Here is a 19,678-nt window from a genome sequence, read left to right as displayed (position 1 = left end):
CACGCTGGCGTCATCGCGGGCAGGTCACTCGAACGGGCTCGGGTCCCCGGCCCCGACGCGGGTCACGACGGGGAAGCCATCGGAGTAGTCGACGACGGTCGTCGGCTCCAGGCCGCACTCCCCCGAGTCGATGACGGCGTCGATGACGTGGTCGAGACGGTCCTTGATCTCCCAGCCCTCGGTCATCGGCTCGTCGTCGTCGGGCATGAGCAGCGTGCTCGAGAGGATCGGCTCACCCATCTCCCTGAGCAGCTCGCGGACGACGGGGTGCTCGGGGATGCGCACACCCACGGTCTTCTTCTTCGCATGCAGCAGGCGTCGCGGCACCTCCTTCGTCGCGGGCAGGATGAAGGTGTACGGGCCGGGGGTCACGGCCTTGATGGCACGGAACACCGAGTTGTCGAGGTGCACGAACTGGCCCAGCTGGGCGAAGTCCGAGCAGACGAGCGTGAAGTGGTGCTTGTCGTCGAGGTGCCGGATCCGCAGGATGCGCTCCTTGCCCTCCGGGTTGTCGAGGGAGCAGCCGAGCGCGAAGCAGGAGTCGGTGGGGTAGGCGATGAGCCCACCGGACCGCAGGATGTCGACCGCCTGTCCGATCGCCCGTGGCTGGGGGTCCACCGGGTGCACGTCGAAGTACTTCGCCATGGGGCCACCCTGCCATGCTGGGGCCATGAGCGAGCAGACGGGTGAGGGCCGGGTGGCCGGCGACGGCGCGCACGACGGCATTGAGGTGTCCGACAACCCCGACCGCGGGCGCTTCGAGCTGCGCGACGGGGACCGTGTCATCGGGGTGGCGAGCTACGCCGTCGTCCCCGGTGCCACACCAGAGGTGCCCGCACGCGTCGTCTTCTTCCACACCGAGGTCGGTCCGGCGTACGAAGGCCAGGGCCTCGCCGGGCGCCTCGCCGCGTACGCCCTCGACGCCACGCTCGCGTCGGGCCGATCCATCGTCGCGCTGTGTCCGTACATCAAGGTCTACCTCCGCCGTCACCCGGAGCCGTATGCCGCCCACGTGCTCGCGCCGACGCGGGCAGACGTCGACGCGGCCGAGCGGGCGGCGGCGGCCGCAGGGTGAGCGACGGGTGATCCGCCCCCACGTCGTCGTCGTGGGTGGCGGCATCGTCGGGTCGGCAGTGGCCCGGAGGCTCACCCTGTCGACGCCGCGCCCCGAGGTGACCGTCGTCGAGAAGGAGATGGCGACGGGTCGGCACCAGACGTCCCGCAACAGCGGTGTCGTCCATGCCGGTCTCTACTACGCGCCCGGCTCCGCCAAGGCGGCGCTCTCCCGTGAGGGCGTCCGGCGTCTGCGCCGCTACTGCGCCGACCGGGGTCTGCCGTACGACGAGGTGGGCAAGCTCGTGGTCGCACTCGACGAGGCCGAGGACGAGGGTCTCCGCACCATCGAGGCACGCGCCCGGACCAATGGTGTGCCGGGTCTGCGTCGGCTCGGGCCGGGTGAGCTGCGTGAGGTCGAGCCGCACGTCGTGGGGCTCGCCGCGCTGCACTCCCCCACGACGGCGATCACCGACTTCGCCCTCGTCGCCGCGGCCCTGCTCGCGGACGCGGCGTCCGCCGGCGCCGTGGTCGTCACGGGCTTCGAGGTCACGGGACTCGACCACCGCGGCACTCGCGTCGACGTGCGTGCCGCCGACGGGCGGCGCATCGTCGCCGACCGCGTCGTCCTCGCGGGTGGGCTGCACGCCGACCGTCTCGCGAGACTGGCCGGCGACGGCCCCAGCCCGTCGATCGTGCCGTTCCGCGGCGAGTACCACCGGCTCGTGCCGTCGGCCGAGCACCTCGTGCGCGGGCTCGTCTACCCGGTACCCGACCCCCGCTACCCGTTCCTCGGGGTCCATCTGACGAAGCGCGTCGACGGCAGCGTGCTACTCGGTCCGAACGCCGTGCTCGCGACCGCTCGCGAGGGCTACCGCCGTCGCGACGTCGACCTGGACGTCGTCCGGGAGCTCGTCTCGTCGCGCGGGTTCCTGCGGTTCGCCCGCGCCAACCTGCGGACAGGCGTGCACGAGGTCCTGGGGTCGCTGAGCCGTCACGCGTTCGTCGAGCGGGTCAGGCGCTACGTCCCTGCGATCGGCGACGCAGATGTCGTGCCGGCTGCTGCCGGCGTCCGGGCCCAGGCGATGGATCGGGACGGTGCGCTCGTCGAGGACTTCCGTTTCAGTCGCGTCGGCTCCGTCCTGTGCATCCGCAACGCGCCGTCGCCGGCAGCGACCGCATCACTCGCCATCGCGGACCTCGTCGTCGACCGGCTCGACCTCGGCTGAAGGGCCGCCGTCCCGCCTCGGTGGTGGTCGGTCACTGCTTGCCGAAGTAGGTGCTCGCCTCCATGGCGTCGACGACGGAGTCGCCTCCATGGGCGTCCTTGGACCAACCGATGACGTCGAGGCCGGCATCGATGCCGACGACGGCCGGCGCGAAGGTGCCGGCGAGCCCCGCCCACTTCGAGACCGTGATCTCGGGCCCGTGGGTGGGGTTGACCGCGATCTGGGTGCCCAGGGCGTTCGGGAGCGGGTCGTCGCCGACGAAGGGCACGTGGTCGACGAAGGAGCCGAGCGGGTTCTGGAGCGTCGTGAGCAGCTCCCCGCGCACGTGGTAGTTGCGGATCTGGCCCGGGGAGTAGCCGGCGTCCCCCGTGCCGAGGGCGCCCGCGGCCAGCACGGTGTTGGGGTGCACGCCCGCGGCGTTGAACGTCACGGCGGGGATGTCGGTGGCGACGGAGGCGGTGCTCGCGAGACCGCCACCGAGGGAGTGACCGGTGATCACCAGGTTCTCGCTGCCCACCGCCCCGGCGAGGCCCCGGGCGAGCGCGATCGCCGCGAGGTGCTGACCACTGAGCGCCCCGACCCCTTGCTGGAGGTTGGTGCCCCAGTCGGCGAGGGAGGACGTGCCGGCGAAGGCGAGGACGTACTGGCCCTCGTCGTTGCGATAGACGGCCGCGTCGAAGCCGTCGCGGCGGTGGAGGGTGTCCGGGTCGATGCCGAGCCCCTCGAGGGCGTCGGCGTCGAGCGGGGTCCAGCCGTCGACCGCGCTCGGGTGGTAGACGTTGTCGGCCACGTGGGCGAGCTCGAGGTCGATGGCCTGTGGTGACGTCCCGCGCACCTGCTCACCGAGCGGGGTCGGCTCGGCGGTGGCGTCGGCTCCGACGGAGCCCGACCCGCCCAGGCCCGGGGACGGGGGCGGGAAGCCGATCGGGCCGGGCAGCACCCCGTCGGCGCCGCTCGTGCCTCGCTGCGCCCGCGCGTTGTCGGTGAGGCGCCGCGACATCGTCTCGAGTGTCGAGCCGAGGTCCGCCAGGGCCGCCGAGGTGGAGCGCCAGCTCTCCTGGGCCGACTGGGCGTCGTCGCCACCCCACGAGCGGCCGATGACCGCGAGCGCCCGGGTGCCGGTCGCACGGATGCCGTCCACCTCGGTGGCGCACGCCGTGAGCTCGCGAGCGGCGCGGTCCAGGACTTCGGGGTCTGCACCCTTGCGGTAGAGCACGGCGGCCTCCTGTCGACGGTGGGCCCCACGGTAGGTGGGAGCCGCCCGGCGGGGCCATGGGGAGGACTCCCCAGCGTGTCGCGTCGCTGCGGACGTGACGACACCCGGTCAGGCCGCGGGGGGCCGACCGGGTGCTCGCGTCATCGTGCGCGGAGGTCGGTGAGCATCGACTCGAAGGGCGTGACCTGCTCGAACGGGTCGACCCGATCGGCCCGCGGCGAACCGCTCACGAGGGCCGCGAAGGCGGCACCTGCGCGTTCGATCCGCTCGCCCAGCCGGCCGGCGTCGACGCTCCCCCAGTCCTCGCTGGCCGCGAAGACCGCCACCGGCGCGACGAGTGCGCCGAGGTGGGCGAAGAGCGGGCGGAGGGCGTGGTCGATCGCGAGGGAGTGGCGGGCCGTGCCACCGGTCGCGCCGAGCAGCACCGGGGTGTCGCGCAGCGCGTCCTTGGGGAGCACGTCGATGAGCATCTTGAACAGCCCGCTGTACGACGCGGCATACACCGGGGTGGCGACGACGACCGCGTCCGCCTCGGTGATCGCGTCGAGACGTACCTGCAGGTCGGGCGAGGCGAAGCCGGTCAGGACGTGGTTCGTCAGGTCGTGCGCGACCTCGCGCACGTCGACGACCTCGACGACGACCTCGCCGACGTCGTGCCGGGCGAGCGCCCGGACGGTGGCCTCGGTGAGGCGGTCGGCGAGCAGGCGCGTCGACGACGGCTGCGTGATGCCGGCCGTGATGACGGCGAGGTGGAAGGTGGTCACGGGATGAGCTCCTTCTCGGGGGTTGCCGCGGCGAGCTGGCTCGCGTGGGTCGGGGCGTCCGGGACGTGGGCGGGCCTGAGCGCGGCGAACTCCTTGCGCAGGACCGGCACGACCTCCTCGCCGAGGATGTCGAGCTGCTCGAGGACGGTCTTGAGCGGCAGGCCGGCATGGTCGAGCAGCCACAGCTGTCGCTGGTAGTCGCCGGCGTACTCGCGGAAGCCGAGCGTCCTCTCGATGACCTCCTCCGGGCTGCCGACGGTGAGCGGGGTCTGGCTCGTGAACTCCTCGAGCGACGGACCGTGGCCGTAGACGGGGGCGTTGTCGAAGTACGGACGGAACTCGCGCACCGCGTCCTGGCTGTTCTTCCGCATGAAGACCTGCCCGCCGAGCCCGACGATCGCCTGGTCGGCGCTGCCGTGGCCGTAGTGCTCGAAGCGGCGGCGGTAGAGCTGGACCATCTGCTTCGTGTGGCTGGCCGGCCAGAAGATGTGGTTGGAGAAGAAGCCGTCGCCGTAGTAGGCCGCCTGCTCGGCGATCTCGGGGCTGCGGATCGAGCCGTGCCAGACGAACGGCGGTATGCCGTCGAGCGGGCGCGGCGTCGAGGTGAAGCCCTGGAGCGGGGTGTGGTACTTCCCCTGCCAGTCGACGACGTCCTCGCGCCACAGCCGGTGGAGCAGCGCGTAGTTCTCGATGGCGAGCGGGATCCCGTCGCGGATGTCCTTGCCGAACCACGGGTAGACCGGGCCGGTGTTGCCGCGGCCCATCATGAGGTCCATGCGCCCGTTGCTCAGGTGCTGCAGGGTGGCGTAGTCCTCCGCGATCCGCACGGGGTCCGTCGTCGTGATGAGGGTCGTCGACGTGGACAGGATGATCCGCTCCGTCTGGGCGGCGATGTACGCGAGCGTCGTCGTCGGGGCCGACGGGATGAACGGCGGGTTGTGGTGCTGTCCGGTCGCGAAGACGTCGAGCCCGACCTCCTCCGCCTTCTTGGCGATGGCGACGGTGGCCTCGATCCGCTCGTGCTCGGTCGGCGTACGGCCCGTCGTGGGGTCGGTGGTCACGTCGCCGACGGTGAAGATCCCGAACTGCATGTGTCCCAGCTCCTTTTGATTGACGATTCAATCATACTGAACATCGAGGGGGGCTCCCCCATTCCCGGGCGGTCCGGCGCGCCGCCGGTGCTGTGGGATCCTGTCGCGGTGAGCGCTGAGATCTCCCCCAAGGACCGCTTCATCACGGTCTACGGCCGCAACCCGGTCCACGAGGTGCTCCTCGACGGTGACCTCCTCGTCGACAAGGTCGTCATCGCCGACGGTGCCCGTGGCAGCGGCCTGCGCGAGATCCAGCAGGCGGCTCGCCGCCGGGGCGTCGAGGTGCAGTACGCGAGCGCCGAGCGCGTCAAGAAGCTCGCCGGCAACGGACGGCAGGACCAGGGCGTCTTCGCCGACGTCGTCGCGCCCCGGATGCGTCCTCTCGAGTCGGCGCTCACCGAGGACGCCGGCTCGCTGCGCGCCGTGCTCGTGCTCGACGGCGTGACGACACCTGCCAACGTCGGCATGATCCTGCGTTCGGCCACGGCAGCCGGCGTCGACGGCATCGTCGTCCCCCGCAAGGGAGTCGCCTCCCTCGACCCGCTCGTCGTCAAGGCCTCGGCCGGCGTCGCGTTCCGGGCGCCCATCCTCAAGGCGTTCACCGCGGCGGAGGCCGTGAGCGACCTCAAGCGCTCCGGCTTCCACGTCGTCGGGCTCGATGCCGGCGGCGACGACGACCTCTTCGCCGCCCACCTGCCCGAGCCCGTCGCGTTCGTACTCGGCAGCGAGACGGCCGGGCTGACGCCCGAGGTGGCCGAGCTCGTCGACACGTGGGTGTCGATCCCGATGGCCGCCGGCGTCGAGTCGCTCAACGTCTCGGCCGCGGCTGCGGTCGTCTGCTTCGAGCTCGTCCGCCGCGCGCGCCTCTGACGCGACCGCGTCAGCCGCCCCACTTCTCGGCGAGGGCCCGGACGACGGTGATGTTGCGCGCCGTCCCGACCGCGCCCGTCAGCTTCTCGATGCGGGTGTTGGACAGCTTGGCCGCCTGCACGCCGTCGGAGAGGAAGAGCACGACGTCGTTGCCGACGACGCGTGCGCCCTCGGTGGCGACGTCCCACTCGTGCAGGGCGGCGACGCCCTCGGGGTCGAGGTCGCCCGTCATGAACGTCACGTAGCGCTTCGCGTCCGCGGCGATGGGCGAGTCGAGGGCCTCGGCCTCGTCGGCCAGCGTCCGCAGCTGCGCCGGCGTGCGCACGACGACGGGCACGTCGAAACCGAACTCGGCGCTGATGGCCCGTCGCAGGTCGGCCTCGACCTTGGCGGCACTCCGCGTGGACGAGCGGACCTTGAGGTTGCCGCTCTGGATGTGCGTCTCGACGTCCTCGTAGCCGTCCGCCTCGAGCAGTGTGCGCAGCGACGCCATGCGCACCTGCCGCTTGCCGACGTTGACGGCGCGGAGGAACCCGATCCACACCGGCACGTCAGGCCCCCACCGCGCCGAGCGAGCAGGTGCCGCGGCCGACGGTCTCGACGCGTCCTCCCACGTGGACGGCCCCGTCGGAGTCGATGTCGAGCAGCAGGCGCGAGGGGCGTCCGACGGCCGTGCCCTGGCTGACGACCACCGAGACGTCGCGGGCGCCCTGGGAGACGAGCCAGCCACCGAGGTTGGCGCACGCCGACCCGGTCGCTGGGTCCTCGAGGACCGCCTGACCCTGGGTGTAGAAGAGCCTCGCCTCGATGCTCTTGGGCCCGGTCCACGCCCACGCGTACACGTGCGGTGCCCGCGGCGGGGACGTCATGTGCACGGCCATGAGGTGTGCGTCGGGGTCGCAGGCCCGCACGGCGTCGACGGAGTCGAGGCGCACGAGCAGCTGCTCGACCCCGGCGTCGACCCAGGACGCGTCCGAGCGCACGACGAGCATGCGGTCGATGCCGAGCGCCTCGGCCAGCTCGGCGCCGCTCGAGGTCACCTCGCGCACCGTTGCCGGCCGGGCTGCGAGGCGCCAGCCGCCGTCGACCCGCCCCACGGGGATGCGTCCCGCCGGCATGCTGAGGTGCACGCTGTCGAGGCCGCCGCCCAACGTCGCGACAACCTCCGCGGTGCCGAGGGTGGGGTGCCCCGCGAAGGGCATCTCGTGACCGGGAGTGAAGATGCGCACGGCCGCGTCACCCGTCGTGGATCCCTCGCCGAGCGACGTCACGAAGGTCGACTCGCTGAGGTTGAACTGTCGCGCCCACGCGAGCATCTCGTCGTCGGAGAGTCCACCCGCCTCGGGGAAGACGCACAGCGGGTTGCCCGAGAAGGGCTCCCCCTCGATGGAGAAGACGTTGAGCAGGTGGAAGGGCAGGTCCATGCACCCGAGTGTGCCCGAGCGCCGGCCCGGACGGCAGGGTCGAAGGGCCTGCCACGCCGATACTGTGGCGGCATGGCCTCTCCCGACGGTGTCGTCCCCGGCAACATCTACCTCTTCCGGCACGGCGAGACCGAGTGGTCGCTGAGCGGACAGCACACCGGCACGACCGACCTCCCGCTCCTGCCCGAGGGCGAGGCCGCAGCACGTGAGCTCGCCGACGTGCTGCGCAAGCACCGGTTCGAGCGCGTCCTCGTCTCCCCCCTCCAGCGCGCCAAGCGCACGGCCGAGCTCGCCGGCCTCGGGAACTTCGAGGTCGAGCCGCTGCTGCGCGAGTGGGACTACGGCGCCTACGAGGGCATCACGACGAAGCAGATCAGCGCCGAGATCGGCCACCCGTGGGAGGTGTTCGTCGACGGCGTGCAGCCCGGAGTCACCCCCGGTGAGACGGTCGAGCAGGTGTCGGCGCGGGCCCAGCAGGTCATCGACAAGGTCTGGCCCGACCTCGAGCACGGCGACGTCGCGCTCTTCGGGCACGGCCACGCGCTGCGCGTCCTCACCGCGACCTACCTCGGGCTCGACCCGCGGTTCGGCCAGCAGCTCATCCTCGACGCGGGCTCGATGAGCGTGCTGACGCACCACCGGTCCACCCGGTGCCTCGGGATGTACAACCTCTCCCCCTGGCGCCTGCTCTCCGACTGAGCGCTGCGCAAGGAGGGCGTATGCCGCGTCCCCGGGCACGCGGCATACGCGGGTTGCGCCGTGGCGCAGTGGGACCCGCCGCTGCGGTCAGTCCCGGGGGAGTTCCCAGGTGTGCACGGGCTCGTTGGCCATCATGCCCTCGATGTAGTGACGCAGCATCTCGCGCAGGGCCTTGTCACGCGTCAGGCCGCGTGCCTCGAGGCGGGCCACGCACTCGGTCTGCCACCACGCGCCGTTGACACCGGTGAGGCAGCGCTGCTCGATGATCGTGAGGAAGCGGTCCCGCACGGCCGCCGAGACGCCCCACCGCTCGAGGCCCTCGTGGGCCATCGGGAGCAGGCGCCGCAGGACGAGCTCGGTGGCGGGCACGTCGCCGAGGCCGGGCCAGTAGGTGCGGGCGTCGATGCCGAGCCGGGCGCCCTCCTCGAAGTTCGACTCGGCGGCGGAGAAGCTCATCCTGGTCCACACCGGACGGTCCTCCTCCGCGAGCACCCGCATCGTGCCGTAGTAGAACGCGGCGTTGGCCATGACGTCGGCGATGCTCGGACCCGCCGGCAGGACGCGGTTCTCGACGCGCAGGTGCGGGCGGCCGCTGACGATGTCGTAGATCGGGCGGTTCCAGCGGTAGACCGTGCCGTTGTGCAGGCGCAGCTCGCGGAGCTCGGGCACCTCGCCCCGCTCGAAGACCTCCTCGGGCTCCTCGTCGTAGAGCTCGGGCAGCAGGGCCGGGAAGTAGCGGACGTTCTCCTCGAAGAGGTCGAAGATCGAGGTGATCCACCGTTCGCCGAACCAGACCCGGGGCCGCACGCCCTGGTTCTTGAGCTCGACCGACCGCGTGTCGGTGGCCTGGGTGAAGAGCGGGATGCGCGTCTCGGCCCAGAGCCGCTGCCCGAGGAAGAAGGGCGAGTTGGCGCCGAGGGCGAGCTGCGGTCCAGCGAGGACCTGGGCGGCGTTCCAGTGGTCGGCGAAGCGCTCCGGCTGGACCTGCAGGTGCAGCTGGATCGAGGTGCACGCCGACTCGGGTGCGAGGCTGTCGGAGTAGCGGGCGATACGCTCGCCCGTCGGGCCCTCGAGCTCGAGCCAGACGTCCTCGCCGCGGGCGTCGAGGACGGCGTTGTTGAGGGCGGCGTAGCGGATGTTCTCGCTGATCCAGTCGCCCTCGAAGTGCTCGGGCATGACCGTCGGCAGGATGCCGATGGCGACGATGCCCGCGTGGGCCTCGGCGGCCTTGGCGGAGGCCCGGTTGAGGGACTCGCGCAGCAGCTGCTCGAGCTCGATGGCCGAGTCGCCCGGCAGGGGGCGCGGGTGGACGTTGAGCTCGATGTTGTAGCGCGCGAGCTCGGTCTGGTAGTCCTCGTCGGCGATCTGCTCGAGCACCGTCTTGTTGTCGAGCTTGGGCCCGAGGTCCTCGTTGACGAGGTTGAGCTCGATCTCGAGACCCGTCATGGGCCGGTCGAACTCGAACTCGCTCTTGCCGAGCATGCGTTCGAACACGTCGAGGTCGCGGCGCACCTTCTCCCGGTACTGCTGCCGCTGCTCGCGTGTGTACCTGGCCTGCTCGACGTCGGCTCCCACGTGCCGAGACAACCACACTCGGGGTCCCGGCGCGAGAGGCGCGCACGGACTGGTCACCACGGGGCCGGTCCTCGGCCCCGTGGTGACCGGTGTCGTGCGGGGCTGCTCAGCCCTCGAAGGCCTCCGGCGGCGGGCACGAGCAGACGAGGTTGCGGTCGCCGTAGGCGCCGTCGATGCGGCTGACCGGCGGCCAGTACTTGTCGGCGGCGTTGATGCCGACGGGGAAGGCGGCCTCGGTGCGCTCGTAGGGGTGGTCCCACTCCCCCGCGATGTTGAGGGCCGTGTGCGGCGCGTGCCGCAGCATGCTGTCGCCGACGGCGACCTCACCGGCTCGGATCGCCTCGATCTCGCCGCGGATCGCGATCATCGCGTCGCAGAAGCGGTCGAGCTCGTAGAGGTTCTCGGACTCGGTGGGCTCGACCATGAGCGTGCCCGCGACCGGGAAGCTCATCGTCGGCGCGTGGAAGCCGTAGTCGACGAGGCGCTTGGCGATGTCGTCGACGGTGACGCCGGACTCGGCCGTGATCTGGCGCACGTCGAGGATGCACTCGTGCGCGACGAGGTCGTCGTGGCCGGAGTAGAGCACCGGGTAGTGCTCGCGCAGCCGGGCGGCGATGTAGTTGGCGCCGAGGACGGCCATCTGGGTGGCGTGCCGCAGGCCCTCGCCGCCCATGAGCCGGACGTAGGCCCACGAGATCGGCAGGATGCTCGCCGAGCCGTAGGGGGCCGCGGAGACGGGACCGACCCCGGACTCGGGCCCGGCCTCCGCCGCGAGCGGGTGGTTGGGCAGGTGCGGGGCGAGGTGCGCGCGCACCGCCACCGGGCCGACCCCGGGACCGCCGCCACCGTGCGGGATGCAGAAGGTCTTGTGCAGGTTGAGGTGGCTGACGTCGGCGCCGAACGTGCCGGGCTGGGCGAGGCCCACGAGGGCGTTGAGGTTGGCGCCGTCGACGTAGACCTGGCCGCCGGCCTCGTGGACGAGCTCGCACAGCTCGGTGATCGTGTCCTCGTAGACGCCGTGCGTCGACGGGTAGGTCACCATGATCGCGGCGAGGTCGTCGCGGTGCGCCTCGACCTTGGCGCGCAGGTCGTCCATGTCGACGGTGCCGCCGGCAGCGGTCTTGACGACGACGACCTTGAGGCCCGCCATGACGGCCGAGGCCGCGTTGGTGCCGTGCGCGCTGGCGGGGATGAGGCAGACGCGGCGGTGCCCCTCACCCCTGGCCTGGTGGTAGGCGTGGATCGCCAGCAGCCCCGCGAACTCGCCCTGGGAGCCGGCGTTGGGCTGGAGCGACACCGCGTCGTAGCCGGTGATCTCGCACAGCCACGACGACAGGTCGTCGATGAGGGCTCGGATGCCCACCGTCTGCTCGGCCGGGGCGAAGGGGTGCAGGTTGGCGAACTCCGGCCAGGTCACCGCCTCCATCTCGGTGGTGGCGTTGAGCTTCATCGTGCACGACCCGAGCGGGATCATGCCCCGGTCGAGGGCGAAGTCACGGTCGGAGAGACGGCGCAGGTAGCGCAGCATCGCCGTCTCGGAGTGGTGCGCGTGGAAGACCGGGTGCGTGAGGAACTCGGACGTGCGCGTCAGCGCCTGGGGTATGCCGTGTGCCCCGGTCGCGCTCACGCCGGCGGTGACGTCGTCCGACGGCGTCACCCCGAAGGCGTCGAGGACCGCGAGCACCGTTGCCGGCGTGGACGTCTCGTCGAGGCTCATCGACACGCGGTCGGCGTCGACGCGCCAGACGTTGATGCCCCGGTCGGCGAAGGTCGTCGTGACCTCGTCGGCCCGACCGGGCAGCACGACCGTCAGGGTGTCGAAGAATGCCGTCGTCTCGACGTCGAGCCCGCCGTCGACGAGGGCGCCACGCAGCGCGGCCGTCAGACCGCTGATGCGCTGCGCGATGGCCACGAGGCCCGCGGGACCGTGCCACACGGCATACATGCTCGCCATGACGGCGAGGAGCACCTGCGCGGTGCAGATGTTGGACGTCGCCTTCTCGCGGCGGATGTGCTGCTCACGCGTCTGGAGGGCGAGGCGGTAGGCCTGGTGCCCCTCGGCATCGACCGAGACTCCGACGAGGCGACCGGGGATCTGGCGCTCGAGGCCGCGGTGGACGGCCATGTAGCCGGCGTGTGGGCCGCCGAAGCCCATCGGGACGCCGAAACGCTGCGCGCTGCCGACGGCGATGTCGGCGCCCCACTCCCCCGGCGCGCTGGCCAGGGTCAGGGCGAGCAGGTCGGCGCAGGCCGTGACGAGGCCCTTCGCCTCGTGGACGGCGGAGGTCAGCGGGGCCCAGTCGACGAGCTCGCCGGTGGCGTCGGGGTACTGCACCATCGCCCCCACGACGGCGCGCCCGCCTGCTGCTGCAGAGAGGGAGTCGCCGTCGCTGACGGCTCGGAGGTCGGCCACGGCGAGGGGCAGCCCGAGCGCCTCGGCGCGGGTGCGCATCACGGCGATCGTCTGCGGGAAGAGCCGCTCGTCGACGAGCACGACGGCGTCGGCCGGCGCCTTGCTCGCACGCCGCATGAGCGACATCGCCTCGGCGGCGGCGGTCGACTCGTCGAGGAGGGAGGACCCCGCCACGTCGAGGCCGGTCAGGTCGGTGACGACCGTCTGGAAGTTGAGCAGGGCCTCGAGCCGGCCCTGGGAGATCTCGGGCTGGTAGGGCGTGTAGGCGGTGTACCAGGCAGGGTTCTCGAGCACGTTGCGGCGCACGACCGGCGGGGTCACGGTGCCGTAGTAGCCCAGGCCGATGAGCGAGGTGAGGACGGTGTTGCGGGAGGCGAACCCGCGCAGCTCCTCGATGACGGCGCTCTCGCTGGCGGCCGCCTCGATGCGCAGGGGCGACTCGGACCGGATGGCGCCGGGGATGGCGCGGTCGCACATCGCGTCGAGGCTCGGCTGGCCGACGACCTCGAGCATGTGGCGCACGTCGTCGCCGGCTGGGCCGACGTGACGGCTGACGAAGTCGGCCATCACGGTCTCGGTGGACGTTCCGGTGGTGACGGGCACGAGCTGGTCGATCGACATGCGGGCTCCTGACGGGTTCGAGCGGACGACACACGCTCCCCGTCTGTCGAGCACCGTGGGGGTGCCTCCAGAGTTGCCTCGCCCGCGTGGTCCTGGCGCCTGAGAGGTTCCGGGGATGTTGCCCCTTCGGCGCCTCGCAGGTGCTGGGCACCCCGAGGACTCTCCCACGCAGGGTCGATCGGCACCCCCGAATCTACCAGCAGGTGGCCGGGGTCCCGGCACGGACGAGGCCCGGCCGGAGTGTCCGGTCGGGCCGTGTCGAACGGTCGTCGGCGAGGTGCCCGGGTCAGGCCAGTCGCCGGGCCTGGCGGCGCGCGTTCAGCTCGTCGTCGGGGTGGTCGGCCGGCGTGTCGTCGTCGGCCCGCTCGCTCGGCAGCTGGGCGAGCTCGCCCTCGACCTCGCGCCACACCCGACCGACGGCGATGCCGAAGACTCCCTGGCCTCCCTGGACGAGGTCGATGACCTCGTCGGCCGAGGTGCACTCGTAGACCGAGGCGCCGTCGCTCATCAGGGTGATCTGCGCCAGGTCCTCGACGCCGCGCTCGCGCAGGTGGCTGATGGCGACACGGATCTGCTGCAGCGAGACCCCGGTGTCGAGCAGTCGCTTGACGACCTTGAGCACGAGGATGTCGCGGAAGCCGTAGAGGCGCTGGGTGCCGGAGCCGGTCGCGCTGCGGACGGACGGCTCGACGAGACCCGTGCGGGCCCAGTAGTCGAGCTGTCGGTAGGTGATGCCGGCGGCCTTGCAGGCGGTCGGACCGCGGTAGCCGGTGTCCTCGGACAGCTCGGGCAGGTCGTCCGTGAACAGCAGGCCCTGGGACCCGGCGGGCATGACCCGACCGGCGTCGTGCGCGTCCTCGATGGCGGCCATGCCGTCCTCCTCCTGCTCAGGCTGCGAGCCGCGGTGGTGCGTGCGCGCAGACGACAACCGGATAACTACAGTCACGTCGTTCTCCTGACGGTAGGCCGCTACCCCCGTTCGGTCAATCACCCCGGGCACGAGCCGACGGCGTGTCGAGAAGACGTCGGCAACATTCAGGTACTACGTGAAGGTGAAGGTCTCACCGGAGTGCTGGGTCGACGGTCAGTCCGGTCGATCCGGCAGGTCGGGACGGTCGCCCTGCTCCTCCTCGGGCGCGGGGCCCTCGAAGTCCTCGGCGGACACGTGGTCGAGGAACTCCTTGAAGCGCTCGACCTCGTCGTCCTCCTCCGAGGAGACGACGATGGCCGCCTCGTCGAGGATGCCCGGTTCGACGAGGACCTTGGCGCCCGTGCGCAGGGCGAGAGCGATGGCGTCGCTGGCTCGCGAGCTGACCTCGGCCTTGCCGTCGATGATGAGCGCCGCGTGGAAGACGGAGTCCTTGAGGGCCACGATCCGCACCTCGGTCAGCTCGTGACCGAGCACCGACAGGACGTCGCGCATGAGGTCGTGGGTCAGCGGTCGCGGCGGCACGACACCCTGCTGGGCATAGGTGATCGCCGCGGCCTCGGCCGCACCGATCCAGATCGGCAGGTAGCGCCCGCCGTCCCGCTCACGCAGCAGGACGATCGGCTGGTTCGTGGGCATCTCGACGCGTACGCCCAGGACATCGACCTCTCTCACTCCTCCACCGTACCCCGGCACGTGGACGGTGGGGACGGCCTCAGCGGGACAGGCCGGCGCGGACCAGCGCGACGTGCAACGCGATGCAGGCAGAAGCGATCTCGCCCGCTCGCTCCTCCCGGGTGCCGCTCCCGGAACGCGTGGCCAGGACCTGGTCGACGAGGCCGATCTCGCGGTCGGCGGCGGTGCGGAACGGACGCAGGTGACGCGCCTCGAGGCCGTGTCCGGCGAGGGTCCGTGCTGCGGCGGCGATCGCCAGCGCATCGTGGCCGAAGTGGCCTTTCTCGTCGGGCTGGAGCAGTCCGTACGTCTCGAGGGCGAGCATCGTGTCGCGGTCGATGCCGGTCGCCTCGCGCAGCTCCGGGCCCGTGAGCGAGACGTCGCTTCGAGCCGCCAGGTCGTGCGGTGTCGGGACCTCGGGGTCGGCCGAGGGCGCGGGCGGCCGGGGCCGGCCACCCGACTCCCCGCCGGGATCCGACAGACCACGGTCGAGCGCGTCGAGCGCCTCCCGGATGACCTTGAGCGGCCAGTAGCGGTCGCGCTGCGCGGACAGGATGTAGTGCAGCCGGCGCACGTCGTCGTCGGTGTAGGTGCGGTAGCCCGATGCTGTGCGGTGCGGCAGCACCAGACCCTCGGCCTCGAGGAAGCGGATCTTCGACGCGGTGACGTCGGGGAAGTCCTCGGAGAGGGCCGCCAGCACCTTTCCGATCGTCAGACGGCGGGGTGCCGGCGCTCCCCCGTCGCCGGCCACCGTGGCTGCGGTCATGCGGGTGATTGCTGGGGCGCTCCGGACGAGTAGTAGACGAGGCGGAACTTGCCGATCTGGACCTCGTCACCCTGGTGCAGGGGCGCCTCGTCGATCCGCTCGCGGTTGACGTAGGTGCCGTTGAGGGAGCCGGCGTCGCGGACGACGTAGCCGCCACCCTGCGCGACGAACGCCGCGTGCTTGCGCGACACGGTGACGTCGTCGAGGAAGATGTCGGAGTCCGGGTGTCGGCCGGCGGCCACCTCCTGGTCGTCGAGCAGGAAGCGGGCGCCCGTGTTGGGACCGCGGAGCACGACGAGCAGGGCGGTCCCGGGTCGCAGGGCCTCGATGGTGGCCTGGTCCTCGGCCGTGAGGCCCCGGGCGTCGACGGTGTCGACGTGGTCGCTGTCCAGCGACGGCACGCCTTGGAACCGCATGGTGCGGGGTTCGACGTTCATGTCGTCGGGGTCGGGCAGGTCGCTCGACATGCGGTCCTCCTCTGTGGTGCGGGCGGATTCGGGTCCATCCACTCTAGTTGACCCGGACGGGTCGGAGCCTGCCCCAGCACGGCGGCGGACAGGCTGCTGTCGGGCGTCAGGACAGCGACGCGGTGTACGTCGAGGCGTCCATGAGCCCCTCGACGGCCGAGGGGTCGGCCAGGCGCAGCTCGAACATCCAGCCCTCACCGTAGGGGTCGGAGTTGATCAGCTCGGGTGAGGAGTCCAGGGCGGCGTTGGTGGCCGTCACCTCGCCCTCGAGGGGGGCGTAGACGTCGCTGACCGACTTCGTCGACTCGACCTCGCCACACGAGTCCCCGGGCGTCACGGTGTCGCCGACGGCCGGCAGGGACACGTAGACGACGTCGCCCAGCGCGTCCTGGGCGAAGGACGTGATGCCGATGCGGACCACTCCGTCGTCGCCGACGCGGACCCACTCGTGGTCGCTGGTGTAGCGCAGGTCGGAGGGGTAGTCCAGGTCGCTCATGTCGCTCCTTCGTCAGTGGACGGCCCCGGTCGGGGTCGCGGTGGATGCGCGTGCTGCTGGGCGCTGGTGTCGCCGGCGATGCGGTGGCACCTGAGAGGATGCCATGCCCGCGCGACGAGCGCAGGAAGTGGGCCCCACTGAGTGCCGCAGCGGTTGGTCGCGCGTCGTCCCCGGCACCCCGGTGCCGTCACTCGACGGGCTTCGCGTGGGTCATCTCGGTCGGTCGGTGCAGCGAGGTGATCTCGACGAGGCTCGACTCGGTGACGCTGGCCTCGGCGCCCTTCTGCCGCACGGACTCGACGATGCCGCCGGGGATCGTCATCGCCGACGAGAGCGTCTTCGAGTCACCGATCACCTTGATCACGAGGGGCCGGGTCACCTGCACCCCGTCGACGAGGATCTCGCCGTCCCGGTCGCCGACGAACGACGAGGCCACGACGCGGACACCGCCGACGTCGATCGACTCGGCGCCCGCGTCCCGGAGCTCCTGGATGATGTCGAGGACGATCGGACCCGTCACGGCGTTGGTCGGGTCCGTGATGCGCAGCGTGATGCCGGGACCCTTGGCCGCGAGGGTGCCGGCCAGGATGCCGAGGGTGTCGACGCGTTTCTGTGCCTGCTCTAGGGCCTCGGCCGCGGTGCCCGTGCCGTTCTTGAGCCGGTCGCGGGTGGACTCGAGCTCGCGCACCTGCTGGTCGAGGCGGGAGGAGCGAAGCGAGATGTCGTCGAGCACCCGGACGAGGTCGGTCTGGCTCAGCTCGTCGAGCCCGCGCTGGTTGGTCAGCTGCACCTGGGCCGCGATGCCGGCACCGAGGAGCACGGCCAGCAGGGCCGCCAGCAGGTTGGCCCGGGTGGCGCGCGGGCTGCTCATCTTGAGCAGGCGCGTCCACGCGGCCTGCCCCTCGACGGGCACCCGGCTCGTCCCGGTCTCGGGCGCGCCGGATGACGTGATCTCGGGCGAGGGGGCCTCGGACGAGGGTGCGTCGGGCGACCGTGAATCGCCGGCACCGGCGTCGACCACGGGAGCCGGAGCCACGGCTGGTTGCGCTGACGGCTCCAAGGACGGCTCCAAGGGCGACTCCACGGCCGGTTCCGCAGGCGACTCGAGCGCGGGCTCGGTCGGCGGCTCGGGAGTGGCCTCGGGAGTCGACTCACGAAGCGACTCACGAAGCGACTCACGAAGCGACTCACGAACCGGCTCGGTCGGCGTCTCCGGAGCCGGCGCGCTGTCGGTGGCCTTCCCCTCTGCGGCGTCGACGAGCGGCTCCGGCCGGTCGACAGGAGTGGGAGCGGGACGACCCTTCTTGCGCTTGCCCATGTTCAGGCCTTGAACAGGTGCCGGCGGATCGAGGCCACGTTGGAGAAGATCCGCACGCCGAGGACGACGACGACACCGGTGGAGAGCTGCGAGCCGACGCCGAGCTGGTCGCCGAGGAAGACGATGAACGCGGCGACGACGACGTTGGACAGGAAGGAGACGACGAAGACCTTGTCGTTGAAGATGCCGTCGAGGATCGCGCGGATGGCACCGAAGACGGCGTCGAGAGCGGCGATGACCGCGATCGGCAGGTAGGGCTGGAGCCACACAGGCACCGAGGGATCGAGGAAGAGCCCCACCGCGAGTCCGGCCAGAAGGCCGAGAACTGGGATCACGAAGGGTTCTCCTGACTGGTCGGTGACGCCGGGCTGCCGGTGCCGGAGTCGGTGGTGCCGCTCGGGGTGTCCGAGGGCGAGCGCGTCGTCGACGTGCCCGTGCCGGTCGGGGCCACACCCGCACCCGCGCTCCCCTTCGGGGCAGTCGTGCCCTGCTGCAGCGTCGTGGCGCCCGGCGCGGTCGAGCCTACGGGCGGACCGACGGGTTCTGCGACCTCGAGCCGCACGGCCGAGTCTCCGGGCACGGTCAGGGAGTCGCTCCCGGCCATGATCGACCGGATCTTGTACTCGTCGGTCAGCTGCGAGAGGTAGAGCCCCGCGAACGAGGGCTCGAAGAGCTGCTGCATGCCCTGGGAGTCGCCGAGGGCGGTGATGACGTAGGGCCGTGACAGCGGTCGGAAGTCGACGATGATCGCCTGTCCGGCGAACCGGATGGCGGCGGTGGAGCTGAGCCGGTGCCCGTTGATGGAGATGGCCTCGGCTCCGGCCCCCCAGAGGCCGTTGACGATGATCTGGAGGTCGCCGGAGGTCACCCGTCCCTCCTGGAACCCGCTGCTCGGGCGGCTCCCCGCGTCGGCGCCGGCGTCGGTCGAGGCGGCGTCGTCGAGGGTCAGCGTCAGCCCGGGCCCGGTGAGGGGCACGGCTCCGGCCTGGACCTCGAGGTCCTTGATGGTGCTCGTGAGGTCGGTGCCGCCCGACTGCTGGAGGGCGAGGGCCTCGTAGTCACGCACCTGCTTGCCGAGGGCGGCCACCTTGGCCTCCTGGTCGGTCCCGTGCTTCTGCAGCGCCTCGATGCGCGTGACGAGCTCCTTCTTCACGGCCGCGGCAGCGGTCGGCTTCGGACGCAGCGACTGCGCCGCCACGGCGAAGAGGAAGCCGGTGAGGATCGCCAGGACGACGACGAGGACGGTGCGCGTGGAGGTGGCTCCGGGCAGCCCGGCCGCGACCCGTCGGTCGGCGGCCTCCTGGTAGCCCGCGTCGAGGGGCCGCTCCATCATCGTGGTCAGCAGCGTCATCGACTCGTCCGGACGTCTCTCGGGGCTCACGGGGTCACCACCCGGGGGCGCTGCGCCAGCACGAGGCGGGCGTGGACGGCATACAGCACGGCGGCGAGCCAGTAGAGGACGACGCCCCACCACGCGAAGCCCCAGCCGATGGGGCGGACGAGGTCGCCGAGCCAGTCGTCACGGTGCGCGAGGAGCAGCAGGGGGAAGGCGTAGAGCAGGTTGAACGTCGCGGCCTTGCCGACGAAGTGAACGGGCAGGCCGAGCTGTCCCTTGCTGCGCAGGTAGAGCAGCATCAGGGCCATGACGACCTCGCGGGCGAGGAGCACGACGACGAGCCAGACCGGGATGATCTCGCGCCACATGAGCGCGACGAGGGTCGTGAGGATGTAGAGCCGGTCGGCGATGGGGTCGAGGAACTGGCCCAGGCGACTCTCCATGTTGAACCGACGGGCGATCTTGCCGTCGAGGTAGTCGGTGACGCCCGAGAACAACAGCAGCAAGAAGGCCAGCCCGTCACGCTCCGAGACGATCGCCCAGAGGAAGACGGGCACGCCGAGAAGCCGAAGCACCGACAGCACGTTGGGGATCGTCATCAGGCGCTCCGTCACGACGTGCTCGCGCTCCCCCGCTCTCTCGACCTCCACGGCGGCAAGCCTAACGGGCGTCCGGAGTGGCCGAGATGCGTGCCCGGCATCGATCCGGACACGACCCCTCGTCGAGCGAGGACGGAG

At 71.5% G+C, this 19,678-nt stretch carries 21 protein-coding genes and 1 riboswitch; of the genes, 4 read left to right on the top strand and 17 right to left on the bottom strand.

The features are described from left to right. Nucleotides 1–24: 24 nt before the first annotated feature. Nucleotides 25–645, bottom strand: coding sequence for an L-threonylcarbamoyladenylate synthase (locus tag AC1DW8_RS00665; RefSeq protein WP_056777102.1), 621 nt, complete (start codon nt 643–645; stop codon nt 25–27). 25 nt (nt 646–670) lie between these two features. On the opposite strand from AC1DW8_RS00665, the gene AC1DW8_RS00660 reads away from it, so the two are divergent. Then, on the top strand, nt 671–1,075 hold the full coding sequence (locus AC1DW8_RS00660) for a GNAT family N-acetyltransferase (RefSeq protein WP_478091122.1): 405 nt from the start codon (nt 671–673) through the stop codon (nt 1,073–1,075). Nucleotides 1,076–1,082: 7 nt separating this feature from the next. Then, nucleotides 1,083–2,282 (top strand): L-2-hydroxyglutarate oxidase, encoded by a 1,200-nt coding sequence (gene lhgO / locus AC1DW8_RS00655; RefSeq protein ID WP_478091120.1) that lies wholly within the window; start codon nt 1,083–1,085, stop codon nt 2,280–2,282. A gap of 31 nt (nt 2,283–2,313) precedes the next feature. Here the strand turns inward: lhgO and AC1DW8_RS00650 are convergent, their stop codons facing one another. From AC1DW8_RS00650 to AC1DW8_RS00640, 3 genes are all read right to left on the bottom strand, one after another. Further along, entirely contained in the window at nt 2,314–3,498 is a 1,185-nt protein-coding gene (locus tag AC1DW8_RS00650) for a Tle-like phospholipase domain-containing protein (protein WP_478091117.1), read from the bottom strand. Between the two features lie 140 nt (nt 3,499–3,638). Next, the gene (locus AC1DW8_RS00645) at nt 3,639–4,262 is read right to left on the bottom strand and encodes a CE1759 family FMN reductase (protein WP_056777115.1); all 624 of its coding nucleotides are present in this window, start codon (nt 4,260–4,262) and stop codon (nt 3,639–3,641) included. Next, nucleotides 4,259–5,353, bottom strand: a complete 1,095-nt coding sequence (locus AC1DW8_RS00640; protein WP_478091115.1) for an LLM class flavin-dependent oxidoreductase — start codon at nt 5,351–5,353, stop codon at nt 4,259–4,261. The genes AC1DW8_RS00645 and AC1DW8_RS00640 overlap by 4 nt, the downstream gene beginning before the upstream one ends. Before the next feature lie 108 nt (nt 5,354–5,461). On the opposite strand from AC1DW8_RS00640, the gene AC1DW8_RS00635 reads away from it, so the two are divergent. Next, complete coding sequence (locus tag AC1DW8_RS00635) at nt 5,462–6,223, top strand: TrmH family RNA methyltransferase (RefSeq protein ID WP_056777122.1); 762 nt, start codon at nt 5,462–5,464, stop codon at nt 6,221–6,223. 10 nt (nt 6,224–6,233) lie between these two features. Here AC1DW8_RS00635 and AC1DW8_RS00630 read toward each other — a convergent pair whose 3' ends face one another. Together AC1DW8_RS00630 and AC1DW8_RS00625 are read right to left on the bottom strand one after the other, a co-directional pair. Continuing rightward, the gene (locus AC1DW8_RS00630; RefSeq protein WP_056777126.1) at nt 6,234–6,773 is read right to left on the bottom strand and encodes a DUF1697 domain-containing protein; all 540 of its coding nucleotides are present in this window, start codon (nt 6,771–6,773) and stop codon (nt 6,234–6,236) included. Nucleotide 6,774: 1 nt separating this feature from the next. Next, nucleotides 6,775–7,647, bottom strand: coding sequence for a PhzF family phenazine biosynthesis protein (locus tag AC1DW8_RS00625; protein ID WP_056825537.1), 873 nt, complete (start codon nt 7,645–7,647; stop codon nt 6,775–6,777). A gap of 72 nt (nt 7,648–7,719) precedes the next feature. On the opposite strand from AC1DW8_RS00625, the gene AC1DW8_RS00620 reads away from it, so the two are divergent. Next, entirely contained in the window at nt 7,720–8,346 is a 627-nt protein-coding gene (locus tag AC1DW8_RS00620; RefSeq protein ID WP_478091112.1) for a histidine phosphatase family protein, read from the top strand. An 87-nt stretch (nt 8,347–8,433) separates the two neighbouring features. On the opposite strand, the gene AC1DW8_RS00615 is transcribed toward AC1DW8_RS00620, so the two are convergent. The 11 genes from AC1DW8_RS00615 to clsA all read right to left on the bottom strand — a co-directional run bounded on the left by AC1DW8_RS00615 (nt 8,434) and on the right by clsA (nt 19,591). Beyond that, on the bottom strand, nt 8,434–9,921 hold the full coding sequence (locus tag AC1DW8_RS00615) for a glutamate-cysteine ligase family protein (RefSeq protein ID WP_056777134.1): 1,488 nt from the start codon (nt 9,919–9,921) through the stop codon (nt 8,434–8,436). Nucleotides 9,922–10,027: 106 nt separating this feature from the next. Then, entirely contained in the window at nt 10,028–12,955 is a 2,928-nt protein-coding gene (gcvP, locus tag AC1DW8_RS00610) for an aminomethyl-transferring glycine dehydrogenase (RefSeq protein WP_478091109.1), read from the bottom strand. Nucleotides 12,956–13,032: 77 nt separating this feature from the next. Beyond that, nucleotides 13,033–13,132, bottom strand: a riboswitch (glycine riboswitch). A 109-nt stretch (nt 13,133–13,241) separates the two neighbouring features. Beyond that, nucleotides 13,242–13,826, bottom strand: coding sequence for a MerR family transcriptional regulator (locus AC1DW8_RS00605; protein ID WP_056777137.1), 585 nt, complete (start codon nt 13,824–13,826; stop codon nt 13,242–13,244). Between the two features lie 213 nt (nt 13,827–14,039). Next, the gene (locus tag AC1DW8_RS00600; RefSeq protein ID WP_056777139.1) at nt 14,040–14,558 is read right to left on the bottom strand and encodes a bifunctional nuclease family protein; all 519 of its coding nucleotides are present in this window, start codon (nt 14,556–14,558) and stop codon (nt 14,040–14,042) included. 40 nt (nt 14,559–14,598) lie between these two features. Next, the gene (gene ftsR, locus AC1DW8_RS00595; RefSeq protein WP_478091106.1) at nt 14,599–15,324 is read right to left on the bottom strand and encodes a transcriptional regulator FtsR; all 726 of its coding nucleotides are present in this window, start codon (nt 15,322–15,324) and stop codon (nt 14,599–14,601) included. Beyond that, entirely contained in the window at nt 15,321–15,791 is a 471-nt protein-coding gene (locus tag AC1DW8_RS00590) for an FHA domain-containing protein (protein WP_056777143.1), read from the bottom strand. Before AC1DW8_RS00590 ends, ftsR begins: the two co-directional genes overlap by 4 nt. A 106-nt stretch (nt 15,792–15,897) precedes the next feature. After that, complete coding sequence (gene gcvH, locus AC1DW8_RS00585) at nt 15,898–16,287, bottom strand: glycine cleavage system protein GcvH (protein ID WP_056825532.1); 390 nt, start codon at nt 16,285–16,287, stop codon at nt 15,898–15,900. Nucleotides 16,288–16,474: 187 nt separating this feature from the next. Beyond that, the gene (locus tag AC1DW8_RS00580) at nt 16,475–17,605 is read right to left on the bottom strand and encodes a DUF881 domain-containing protein (protein ID WP_478091103.1); all 1,131 of its coding nucleotides are present in this window, start codon (nt 17,603–17,605) and stop codon (nt 16,475–16,477) included. Nucleotides 17,606–17,607: 2 nt separating this feature from the next. Further along, a complete protein-coding gene (locus tag AC1DW8_RS00575; protein ID WP_028785606.1) occupies nt 17,608–17,940 on the bottom strand; it encodes a small basic family protein in 333 nt (110 codons plus the stop codon). Further along, a complete protein-coding gene (locus AC1DW8_RS00570) occupies nt 17,937–18,986 on the bottom strand; it encodes a DUF881 domain-containing protein (protein ID WP_478091100.1) in 1,050 nt (349 codons plus the stop codon). Before AC1DW8_RS00570 ends, AC1DW8_RS00575 begins: the two co-directional genes overlap by 4 nt. Further along, a complete protein-coding gene (gene clsA, locus AC1DW8_RS00565; protein WP_478091098.1) occupies nt 18,983–19,591 on the bottom strand; it encodes a cardiolipin synthase ClsA in 609 nt (202 codons plus the stop codon). The genes AC1DW8_RS00570 and clsA overlap by 4 nt, the downstream gene beginning before the upstream one ends. Nucleotides 19,592–19,678: the final 87 nt, after the last annotated feature.

It is taken from the genome of Terrabacter sp. P2_E3 (genome assembly GCF_056403915.1).
This window is presented reverse-complemented; position numbering and strand designations above follow the sequence as displayed.